8 protein-coding genes and 1 pseudogene are annotated in these 11,863 nt (G+C 49.3%); 1 reads left to right on the top strand and 8 read right to left on the bottom strand.

What is annotated here, in order from left to right:
- Together guaA and guaB are read right to left on the bottom strand one after the other, a co-directional pair.
- The coding region (gene guaA, locus ACI955_RS16805) for a glutamine-hydrolyzing GMP synthase (RefSeq protein WP_415244900.1) at positions 1-1,530 on the bottom strand (1,530 nt) is incomplete at its 3' end.
- A gap of 123 nt (positions 1,531-1,653) precedes the next feature.
- Positions 1,654-3,120 carry an IMP dehydrogenase gene (gene guaB, locus ACI955_RS16800; RefSeq protein ID WP_415244899.1) on the bottom strand — a complete coding sequence of 489 codons (1,467 nt, stop codon included), beginning with the start codon at positions 3,118-3,120 and terminating at the stop codon, positions 1,654-1,656.
- A 109-nt stretch (positions 3,121-3,229) separates the two neighbouring features.
- Here guaB and xseA point away from each other — a divergent pair, with 109 nt between their 5' ends.
- Positions 3,230-4,573: an exodeoxyribonuclease VII large subunit gene (gene xseA / locus ACI955_RS16795; protein WP_415244898.1), complete on the top strand. Its 1,344-nt coding sequence runs from the start codon at positions 3,230-3,232 to the stop codon at positions 4,571-4,573.
- A 185-nt stretch (positions 4,574-4,758) separates the two neighbouring features.
- On the opposite strand, the gene ACI955_RS16790 is transcribed toward xseA, so the two are convergent.
- The 6 genes and pseudogenes from ACI955_RS16790 to ACI955_RS16765 all read right to left on the bottom strand — a co-directional run.
- Positions 4,759-5,412, bottom strand: a complete 654-nt coding sequence (locus tag ACI955_RS16790; RefSeq protein ID WP_415244897.1) for a Crp/Fnr family transcriptional regulator — start codon at positions 5,410-5,412, stop codon at positions 4,759-4,761.
- A gap of 160 nt (positions 5,413-5,572) precedes the next feature.
- Entirely contained in the window at positions 5,573-7,069 is a 1,497-nt protein-coding gene (gene lysS / locus ACI955_RS16785) for a lysine--tRNA ligase (protein WP_415244896.1), read from the bottom strand.
- 85 nt (positions 7,070-7,154) lie between these two features.
- Positions 7,155-8,253, bottom strand: a protein-coding gene (gene prfB, locus ACI955_RS16780; protein ID WP_415244895.1) for a peptide chain release factor 2 whose coding sequence is annotated in 2 segments (ribosomal slippage) — positions 7,155-8,177 and positions 8,179-8,253 — 1,098 coding nt in all. Because the reading frame shifts where the segments join, the coding sequence is not laid out codon by codon here.
- A gap of 138 nt (positions 8,254-8,391) precedes the next feature.
- Positions 8,392-10,137 (bottom strand): single-stranded-DNA-specific exonuclease RecJ, encoded by a 1,746-nt coding sequence (gene recJ, locus ACI955_RS16775; protein WP_415244894.1) that lies wholly within the window; start codon positions 10,135-10,137, stop codon positions 8,392-8,394.
- Positions 10,138-10,140: 3 nt separating this feature from the next.
- On the bottom strand, positions 10,141-11,538 hold the full coding sequence (thrC, locus tag ACI955_RS16770; protein WP_415244893.1) for a threonine synthase: 1,398 nt from the start codon (positions 11,536-11,538) through the stop codon (positions 10,141-10,143).
- A 103-nt stretch (positions 11,539-11,641) separates the two neighbouring features.
- Positions 11,642-11,863 (bottom strand): annotated as a pseudogene (locus ACI955_RS16765) (homoserine dehydrogenase); the annotation flags it as partial.

Raw genomic sequence — 11,863 nt, 5'->3', positions numbered from 1 at the left:
CGATACTTGCTTTATTTCATTGATGATACGATTTGAAACCGTTTCCAATAGCTCATAAGGCAAGTGTGCCCAGCGGGCTGTCATAAAGTCGATGGTTTCTACCGCCCGCAAGGCAATCACGTATTCATAGCGCCGGGCATCTCCTACTACACCAACAGACTTGACTGGCAGGAACACCGCAAAGGCCTGGCTAGTTTTTTGATACCAGTCGGCGCGATGTAACTCTTCTAAAAATATTGCGTCGGCCTCACGTAGAATATCGGCGTATTCCTGTTTAACTTCACCGAGTATACGCACGCCCAAACCCGGACCGGGGAAAGGATGACGATAGACCATATCGTAAGGTAAACCTAGCTCAAGGCCGATACGGCGAACTTCATCTTTAAATAACTCCCGCAGCGGCTCAACCAAGTCCATCGCCATATCGTCGGGTAAACCTCCCACATTGTGATGGGACTTAATAACATGAGCTTTGCCGGTTTTTGAGGCCGCCGACTCGATAACATCGGGATAGATTGTTCCCTGCGCCAAAAAGTGAACATCCTTAAGCTTGGTGGCTTCTTGATCAAAGATATTAATGAACATATTGCCAATAATTTTACGCTTTTTCTCTGGGTCAGCTTCGCCTGCGAGCTTGTTCAAAAAAGCATCTTCGGCATCAGCACGAATCACCTTCACACCCATATTTTTGGCGAACATATCCATAACTTGGTCGCCTTCATTCTTGCGCAGCAAACCGTTATCGACAAACACACAGGTTAGTTGCGCGCCAATGGCCTTATGCAGCAGAGCCGCAACCACTGAACTGTCTACACCCCCAGACAAACCCAGCAATACTTTCTGGTCACCCACCTGAGCGCGCACTTTTTTTATCGCGTCTTCAACAATATTGGCAGGCGTCCACAAGGCTTCACAGCCACACAATTTCAGTACAAAGTGTTCAAAAATACGCTGACCCTGCAGCGTATGAGTGACTTCCGGATGAAACTGCACTCCGTAGAATTTCTTCGCTTCACATTGCATTGCCGCTATTGGGCACGACGGTGTAGAAGCCAATATTTCAAAGCCCTCAGGTAATTGAATCACTTTGTCGCCATGACTCATCCACACATCCAGCAGCGTTTTACCGTCGCTAGTATCGATATGATCTGCAATATCCAGGGTCAGGGCACTAGCGGTTTCTAATTTTATTTGCGCATAGCCAAACTCGTGCACTGGCGAACCTTCCACTTTGCCGCCCATTTGTTCGGCCATGGTTTGCATGCCGTAGCAAATCCCTAAAACCGGCACACCAAACTCGAACACTTTCTGCGGCGCCCTAGGTGAGTCAGTTTCGGTGACCGACTCCGGTCCACCCGCCAAAATAAATCCCGAGGGCTTAAAGGCGTCGATGTCTGCTTCATCAATATCAAAAGCGCGAATTTCGCAATATACACCAATCTCACGAATACGACGGGCGATTAATTGGGTGTACTGCGAACCAAAATCAAGAATTAGAATTCGGTGGGCATGAATATCAGGAATGGACACAGTGGCTCTCTCAATTAATTCAGCAAAATTTACTGACAACAATTCAAATAAACAGAAACCCGCTGCTTTACGGGTATTAGCAGCGGGTTTCTGTAGTTAAAAACAATAATTTATACGGGCATATCAGGTCGGGTAGTTGGGCGCTTCTTTGGTGATGCTAACGTCATGAACATGGCTTTCATTCATACCGGCAGATGTCACTCGGACAAACTCAGGAACACTGCGCATCGCTTCCATATCGAGGCTACCGGTGTAACCCATAGCAGAGCGTAAACCGCCCATTAATTGATGCACAATAGCGGACAGCGGACCTTTATAAGCAACGCGACCTTCAATGCCTTCGGGTACCAATTTTTCAGCACCGTCTTCTGCGCTTTGGAAGTAGCGATCGCTGGAGCCTTGAGTTTTGGTCATGGCACCAAGTGAACCCATACCGCGGTACGACTTATAGGTGCGGCCTTGGAATAACTCGACTTCGCCGGGGGCCTCTTCTGTGCCCGCAAACATCGAACCCATCATGACCGCGCTGGCGCCGGCGACTACGGCTTTAGACAGATCACCGGAGAACCGAATACCGCCATCAGCAATCAGTGGTACCCCTGTTCCCTTCAGTGCCTCAGCAACATTAGCAATGGCGCTAATTTGTGGCACACCGACACCGGTAACGATGCGGGTAGTACAAATTGAGCCTGGCCCAATACCGACTTTTACGCCGTCTGCGCCCGCTTCAATCAAAGCCAGTGCCGCCGCGGCGGTAGCAATATTGCCACCAATAACATCAACTTGTGGGTAGTGTTCTTTAATCCACCGCACCCGATTAATAACATTCAAGGAGTGACCGTGAGCGGTATCAACCACCAGCACGTCTACGCCCGCTGCAACCAGTGCCGCCACACGATCATCGGTATCTGCGCTAGTACCAACCGATGCGCCAACGCGCAGCTGACCGGCACTGTCTTTACAGGCAAAGGGATAGGTTTGGGCATTGTTCATGTCTTTAACGGTGATCATGCCGGTAAGTTCGAAATCATCGTTGACCACTAATACTTTTTCGATGCGGTGACGATGCAACAGCTCACGCGCCACCGCCATATCGACACCTTCTTTAACTGTGACAAGCTTTTCCTTTGGAGTCATCATGCTTGATACAGGAACATCTAACTCTTCCTGAAAACGCACGTCGCGGCTGGTGACAATGCCAACCAGCTCGCCTTTATCTAGCACAGGTACACCAGAAATTTTGTGGCGACGACGCAACTCAAACAACTCGCTTAAAGGTGCGCTGGCTTCGATGGTAATGGGGTCTTTAACAATACCGCTTTCGTGCTTTTTAACCGCGCGCACTTCTTGGGCCTGCTGCGCGATTGTCATGCTTTTATGAATAATGCCGATACCGCCCTCTTGGGCAAGAGCAATGGCCAAGGCACTTTCAGTAACAGTATCCATCGCAGCCGAGACTAGCGGAATATTCAGTGAGATATTGCGAGTTAACTTTGTCTTTAAGCTAACATCTTTAGCGGTGACCTCGGAGTAACCGGGGAGTAGAAGTACATCATCAAAGGTGAGAGCTTCTTGAGAAATGCGTAACATATTTTGATTCCGGTGCCTGTGGCTAGAATCTTCACAATTTTAATTGATGGGCGCCGCCGAGTAAACCGATTCTTAGCCACCAAACCCCATATATTGATATAATGCACCAATGAATACACAAGAACCGCCACAAACCCTCAGCGTCAGCCAATTAAATGGTCTGGCAAAACAATTACTGGAAGACTGCTTCGCTCAGGTTACTGTCAGTGGCGAGCTGTCTACCTTGTCGCGCCCAAGCTCCGGCCACTGGTATTTCACCCTAAAAGATGACCGAGCGCAGATTCGCTGCGCTTTCTTTAAAGGCCGGAATGCTCGAGTCAATTTTTCGCCTGAGCCCGGCCAACAAGTTAATGTTCGGGGTAAGGTCAGCCTGTATGAAGGTCGTGGTGACTACCAATTAATTGTTGAGAGCATGCAGGCCGCAGGTGCTGGGGCCTTAGCGCAAGCCTTCGAAAAACTCAAACAAGAGCTTATGGCTGCTGGTTGGTTTGACTCCGCCAACAAAAAACCGCTTCCGGACAGTATTCGTCATATTGCTGTAGTGACATCGCCCACCGGCGCTGCCATTCACGATATTCTATCAGTATTTCAGCGACGCTGGCCCAGTATGCAGATCAGCGTACTGCCGGTATTGGTTCAAGGCGAGCATGCAGCCCAACAAATCGCTAAGGCAGTGTTGCAGGCTAATATTTGGCAGAGTGAAGGAAAGAAGGACTTCGATGTGATCCTGGTCTCACGCGGCGGTGGCTCCTTAGAAGATTTATGGCCATTTAATGAGCGCATCGTCGCTGAAGCTATCCATAACTCTTCCTTACCGGTAGTTAGTGCGGTGGGCCACGAAGTCGATTTCAGCATCAGTGACTTTGTTGCCGATATTCGCGCCGCGACACCCTCAGCCGCCGCCGAGTTGCTGAGTCCCGATCAAAGTGAACTGACTTCTCGCTTGCAGTTGCTAAAAGGCCGACTGGCAAATAGCCAGCTTCGCAGAATTTCTCGCTGGCGCGAACAACTGCTATCGCTTACGCAGCGCGTGCGCGACCCGCGCAGTCAGTTACGCGAACAAAGTCAGCGCCTAGATGATTTAGAGATTCGTCTTGGCCGGCAATGGCAGCAAACCCAAAACCAACGTCAACAGCGCCTTGTTGCTGCAAACCAACAGCTGGCACTGCTAAACCCCGAGCGGCAACTAAAAACCAAGCACAGAGAACTTCAAGCGCTGCGTGGCCGCTTACAACACGCAATGAAACAGCAGCTGCAGCAACCACGAATCGCCTTAAAGAATATGCAGCAGCAACTCAAAACGCTTGGGCCGGAACAAACCTTACACCGTGGCTACGCCATTATCAGCGACCATGGCGGCGCAATAGTACGTGATGCCACTGGGCTAGAAAAAGGCCAAAAACTGCATGCAAAATTCAGTAAAGGAACGGCTGAGCTTATTGTCGGGGAGTAAATTATTTAAGGGGACAGTACCGGGTTAACCCACGGCGGCAAACCCAGTCTAGAACAGCAATACCCACGTTATTACGGAGCAGATACAAAAGCGCCGGATGTTTAATCCGACGCTTCAATGTCTAGGCTAAAGAAAGCAATGCAGTTTTCAAGCGATCCCTCCAAACTATAGGCTCAAAACTATGGCTAGTAGCTTTCTGGTAGCTTGCGCTTAATCACAATATGACGACCATCAACGTCGATGTACTCACCGATAGTTAGATCTTTCAATATACGCGCGACCATTTCCCGCGACGAGCCCACCCTATCAGCAATTTCTTGTTGGGTAAGCTTTTCCTCAATACGCATACTGCCATCTTCAGCAGCAGGCTGCGCCAAACCGGTCAGCACTTTAACCACCCGGCCATAGACATCCTGTAACGCCAGACTCTTAACATCATTCGTTAATTTACGAATCCGACGAGTCAGGTTTTTATTAAGAATACGGGTAATATTTGGGTGCAGATCTAATATCGCTTTAAAGTCTTCTTTATAAATAATGCGGACTTTACTAGATTCCATCGCCCTTACCGACGCTGACCGCTTATCGTCATCAAGCAGCGCTAATTCGCCAAAATAATCACCGTGCTCAAGAATATTCAAGACAAAATCTTTGCCACCCTTGTCACTGCAATACACTTTCACGCGCCCTGACTCGACGACATAAAGTGAGTCAGCCACGTCACCTTCGTGGATCAAAACTGTATTTTTGGCGTATTCACGCACCACACTGGTGTCGCGTAAAATCTGAATTTCTTCCGGCATCAGACCGTCAAATAAATCGACGTTTTCGATACTCATTGTATAAATCCCCAATGCTAAACAGCGATAACAAACACTATAGCATAGTTGCACAAGTGACTGTCTAGGCAGGTTTTATATCAAAATCCAAAGGCGTGAAATAGAGTTGAAAGATAGCCAATCAGGTGTCACCGTGGGCACCTGAAAAGCGATCCTCAAACTACTCCGGACGCATATGAGGAAATAACAGCACGTCGCGAATCGAGGGCGCATTAGTGAACAACATAACCAATCTGTCGATACCAATACCCTCACCCGCTGTTGGCGGCAAACCGTACTCAAGAGCCGCAATATAGTCGGCGTCATAATGCATAGCCTCGTCGTCGCCGCCGTCTTTCTCAGAAACCTGCGCCATAAAGCGCTCAGCCTGGTCTTCAGAGTCATTTAACTCGGAGAAGCCATTTGCCAATTCTCTGCCACCAACGAAAAACTCAAAGCGATCAGTAACAAAAGGATTGTCATCATTGCGGCGTGCCAGCGGCGACACTTCTGTTGGGTATTCGGTAATAAAAGTCGGCTGATCCAATTTGTGCTCAACTGTCTCTTCAAAAATTTCGATCTGTATCTTACCCAAGCCCCAGCTGCCTTTAACATCGACACCCAATTTTTTAGCAATGGCGCTTGCCTGTGCCATATCCGCCAATTGCGCTGCGCTAATGTCAGCGTTGTGCAGGAGCACGGAATCGAACACCGACAGACGAGTAAACGGCTGCGCCAAATCGTATTCGCTGCCCTGATAGTTAATGGTTGTGGTACCCAATACCTCCTGCGCCGTATTGCGCAACATCGCCTCGGTCAAATCCATCATGTCTTTGTAGTCTGCATATGCCTGATAGAATTCGATCATGGTGAATTCTGGGTTATGCCGAGTTGAAAGGCCTTCGTTGCGGAAGTTGCGGTTAATCTCAAATACCCGCTCAATACCACCGACAACCAAGCGCTTCAGGTACAACTCTGGCGCAATACGCAAATACATATCCATACTCAGGGCATTGTGATGCGTCACAAACGGACGCGCGCTCGCGCCGCCAGGAATCACTTGCATCATCGGCGTTTCCACTTCAACAAAATCACGCTGCTGCAAGAAGTTGCGGATGGAACTGATCATTTTTGAGCGAATCGCAAAAGTACGGCGCGATGATTCATTCATGATCAGATCGACATATCGCTGACGATAACGAATCTCTTGATCTTGCAAGCCATGAAACTTATCTGGCAGCGGGCGCAGAGATTTAGTCAGCAGTGACGTCTCTTTCATATAAACGTAGAGATCGCCCTTGCCCGACTTGTGCACGGGACCAGTGGCAGAAATAATATCGCCGATGTCCCAGGTCTTAATCTCGCTGGCAAGTTCTTCAGGAAACTGTTTTTTATCAACATAGACTTGGATGCGTCCAGACATATCTTGCAGCACCATAAACGGACCACGCTTGGCCATAATCCGGCCCGCAATACTGGCCTGACGATCTAAAGCCTCTAACTCGTCCTTGCCCTTCTCGCCCAGTTCAGCTTGTAAACGGTCGGCATAGTCTTCACGACGAAAGTGATTTGGGAAGGCATTGCGCTTCTCGCGGATCGCCGATAATTTGGCGCGGCGCTCAGCTATAAGACGATTCTCTTCCTGAACGTGTTCAGCTTCGTTGTGCTGTTCTGACATGGTACATTCCTTGGGTCACACGCATTTAAAGTAGCGTTAGACGTTAAATAAAAACATATTTTGGGGTTTGTAACACAAACTAATATCACAAACCGCTCTTTAAGCTCGCTTCCATAAACTGATCTAGGTCACCGTCTAGTACCGCGCCACAATTGCTGGTCTGCACATTGGTTCGCAAGTCTTTTATCCGCTGATCATCTAAAACGTAAGAGCGAATTTGGCTGCCCCAGCCAATATCAGACTTGCTGTCTTCCAACTCCTGTGCAGCGCTGTTGCGCTTTTGCATTTCTAATTCGTAGAGCTTTGCTTTAAGCATTTTCCAGGCACTGTCGCGGTTCTGATGCTGTGATCGCTGGTTCTGACACTGCACCACAATATTAGTGGGAACATGGGTTAAACGCACTGCCGAATCAGTCTTGTTTATATGCTGACCACCAGCGCCACTGGCGCGATAAGTATCGGTACGCACATCTGAAGGATTAATATCAATTTCGATATCGTCATCTATCTCAGGCGAAATAAATACCGAGCAAAAAGAGGTATGGCGGCGGCTACCAGAATCGAATGGCGACTTCCGGACTAAGCGATGAACGCCGGTTTCGGTGCGCAACCAGCCAAAGGCATACTCGCCCTGTACGTGAATGGTCGCACTTTTTATACCGGCAACTTCGCCGTCAGACAGTTCAACTAAATCGGCTTTAAAGCCCCGGCTTTCACACCAGCGCAAGTACATACGCAAAACCATATTGGCCCAGTCTTGCGCCTCGGTGCCACCCGAACCCGATTGAATATCAAGATAGCAATTATTGGCATCCATCTCACCGGAAAACATGCGGCGAAATTCTAAACTTGCGAGTGAGCGCTCAAGACGATCAACGTCGACCAGCATCGCACTAATCGTGTCATCGTCGCCGTCTTCAACTGCCATATCAAGCAGTTCGCTGCAGTCTGCAACACCACTATCTAGCTCTTCTATAGTCGCAACAACCGTCTCTAACGCGGCTCGCTCGCGGCCCAACTCTTGGGCGCGCTTTGGGTCATCCCAAGCTTTGGGATCGCCCAGCTCCAGCTCAACTTCGGTTAAACGCTCTTTCTTGTTGGCGTAGTCAAAGATACCCCCGAAGCACGTCGGTTCTTTCACCCATGCTTTTGAGAGATTGGCGTATGGCGTTCACTTCTAACATTAAGCAACATCCGGTAAGACGTGGAAAGGGCGGGCATTTTACCTGATGACGGGCACTGAGCAAAGCCTAGTCAGCAATTGGCTGTGCGCTAACGATTAACAATACTGCTGCTCGAATATACAGCGTCAAATATTGGGATCAATCTACCACTGCCCGGAGGTGATCAACCAATAATTGGACCGATAAACGCTCTCTAAACAAGTTACTATCGAGCTTATATACCACCTCAACCTGATCAACCTGCTGATTTGGCCACAACGCGGTATCAATATTAAAGGCGATAGCATCAATGATTTGCTGACTAAAGCTGTCGCTATCACCGAGCGGCGCTAACACCATTTTTAAATGGCGCTGACCTACGATACGCTGCTGTACAAGGCGAAAGCGGCCGTGAAATTTAGGCTCAGGAAAATTTTGTCCCCAAGGCCCTGCGCTGCGCAACAGCTCCGCGTGCTCGATAGAAAAATCTTGCGGCTGAAGCACGCCGTCGCTGTAGACCGCAGCAGTGAGCTGCTCCTCGCTAGTTAACTCCGCTACAATCGCATCAAAAGCCACCTCAAACCGTGGATAGTCCGCCTTGGCCAAACTCAAGCCCGCTGCCATGGCGTGACCGCCAAATTTATTGAGTAACCCGGGGTTGCGCTTGGCCAAGAGATCTAAAGCATCGCGCAGATGTAAGCCCGGTATCGATCTTGCCGACCCTTTCATCTCGTGATCATCGGCATCAGCAAAGGCAATGACCGGTCGGTGATAGCGATCTTTAATCCGCGAAGCCAAAATCCCGACTACGCCCTGATGCCACGTGGGATCGTATAAACAAATACCGTTGGGAATGTTGCTGGCATCAAGCTGTAAATGCGCCAACACCCTCATGGCGTCATCTTGCATACTTTGTTCTATGGAGCGGCGCTCACGATTTAAGTCATCGAGCTCCGCAGCCAAACTAAGCGCCACGTCCTCGTCATCTGTCAATAAACACCGAATACCAAGACTAATATCATCCAGGCGACCCGCGGCATTTAGGCGTGGACCAAGAGCAAAACCCATATCCGCCGCCACTAACCGGCTCACTTCTTTGCCGGCAATACGGAGCAAAGCCCGAATACCGGGGCGACTACGACCGGCACGAATCCGCCGTAAACCTTGCGTCACTAATATCCGGTTTGTCTGTTCTAGCGGCACCACATCAGCCACAGTGCCGAGGGCGACCAGATCCAACAACTCGGCTAAATTTGGTTCTAGACGCGCCGCTGAAAACCACCCGCGTTGGCGCAATTCGCTACGCAGCGCCAATAAAACATAGAACATCACCCCGACACCAGCCAGAGACTTTGCGGGAAACGGGCAGCCATGTTGATTAGGATTTACAATAGCTACGGCGGCAGGCAGTGAATCGCCCGGCAAATGGTGATCCGTCACCAACACCGGAATACCCAGCGTGGCCGCTGCGGCTACCCCCTCAATGCTGGAGATGCCATTGTCGACGGTGATAATCAAATCCGGTTGACGCTCAGCCGCAACCGCAACAATTTCAGGTGTCAGCCCGTAACCATACTCAAACCGATTGGGCACTAAATAATCCACATGCACCGCGCCCAAGGCGCGCAAGCCCAGCAGGCCCACAGTAGTGCTGGTAGCGCCATCGCAGTCAAAGTCACCGACAATTAATAGTCGTTTGTGATTTTGAATAGCATCAGCCAGTAATTTGCAGGCCTCTACCATGCCTTTCATGTCAGGCTTGGGAAGTTGCTCTAAACCGGTTTCGATATCGCTATCACGAAGCACACCGCGCGCACCGTAAAGCTTTTGCAGCAAGACTGGAACCGTCGCAGAAAAATTTGTGACGGCGGGAGAACGAAGAATAATTTCAGGAAAATCGGCCACTAACTAGGCGCCGATATTGGCAGCGATAAACGCGTGAACATCCTCAATTTTATTATCGACAACTTCATAGCGTTCTTCCAAGTCAAACAAATCGCTCATATGGTGCGGCAGTGCCGGTGCATGCGGGTAGCCCGCTTTCATTACCGCTTCCGGAAATTTAGCTGGATGCGCGGTTGCCAAGGTAATCATCGGCGTTGCGTTATTGCGACGGCATTCACGCGCCGCCTTCACCCCAATCGCTGAATGCGGATCTAGCAGATATTCGCTAGCCTCATATACCGAAGCAATCGTCTCCATGGTCGACGCATCATCGACACCATAGCTGTCGAACAAGCCGCGAACTTTAGCAAAGGCGCTATCTGGGATAGACACAGTTTCAGTATTCATACGCTGCATTAGATCTGCAATAGCAGCGCCGTCGCGGTCGTAGCAATCAAACAACATGCGCTCAAAATTACTAGACATGACAATATCCATGCTAGGAGATAAAGTGTGCAGTAACTCGTATTTCTCAAATTTGTTACCACTAATAAAGCGATGCAGAATGTCGTTTTGGTTAGTGGCTACAACTAGTTGCTCGATAGGCAAACCCATACGCTTGGCTAGATAACCGGCATAAATATCGCCAAAGTTACCAGTGGGCACCGAAAAACTCACCGAGCGATCTGGCGCACCCACCGCATAAGCGGCGTAAAAATAGTAAACAATCTGAGCCATAATTCGCGCCCAGTTGATGGAGTTAACCGCCACCAACTGCTGACCCTCAGGCAAAAAGCTTTGGTCGGCAAAACTGGCTTTGACCATCGCTTGGCAGTGATCAAAATTACCGCGCAAAGCAATATTATGAATATTATCGCCAACGACAGTGGTCATCTGGCGACGCTGCACTTCTGACACCCGCTGGTAAGGGTGCAAAATGAAAATATCGATATTGCTGCAACGCTTACAACCCTGAATAGCAGCCGAGCCGGTATCGCCAGAGGTTGCACCCATAATCACCACTTTCTGCTGGCGGCGCTCTACGATGTAGTCCAGCAAGCGACCCAACATCTGCAAAGCAAAATCTTTAAACGCCAAGGTCGGTCCCTGAAATAACTCTAGGATCCACTCATTGCGATCGAGTTGCACTAATGGCGCAATCGCGGGGTGGCGAAAATCCACATAGGTATCATCGATAATGGCTTTGAGATCGTCATCGGGAATACAACCGCCGATGAAGGGCTGGATTATTTGGTAAGCCAGATCGGTATAAGACAGCGACGACCACGTTGCAATCTGTTCTTTGCTGAACTCAGGAAGGGTTTCAGGTACATACAAGCCGCCGTCCGGTGCCAGACCAGTTAGCAAAACATCTTCAAAGTTCAGGGCAGGCGCTTTGCCACGGGTACTGATATATTTCACTGAATGTAACTCTCAATATTCGTTAAATTAAGATGGGTAAAACGCAATAACTCTCTAATTCAGCAGAGAAGAGGCAATGCCCCTTCTTTTACCCCACCGTCTATTATCCTGCTAGTGATTCCACACGAATACGTGTTACTTCACCCACAATACTTTCTAGGCCTTCGATCTGGGCTACCGCAGCCGATAATTTGGCTTCAATTGTGCGGTTAGTCAGAATAATCATTGGCACTAAGCTAGCGCCATCAGCAGGCTCTTTTTGAATCAATGCTTCGATACTAATTCCGCCGTCGCTCAAAATTTGGGCAACTTTAGACAGCACGCC

The organism is Zhongshania sp. (assembly GCF_047636175.1).
Lineage (GTDB): Bacteria > Pseudomonadota > Gammaproteobacteria > Pseudomonadales > Spongiibacteraceae > Spongiibacter.
The sequence above is the reverse complement of the archived record's forward strand: the minus strand, read 5'-3'. Positions and strand labels throughout refer to the sequence as shown.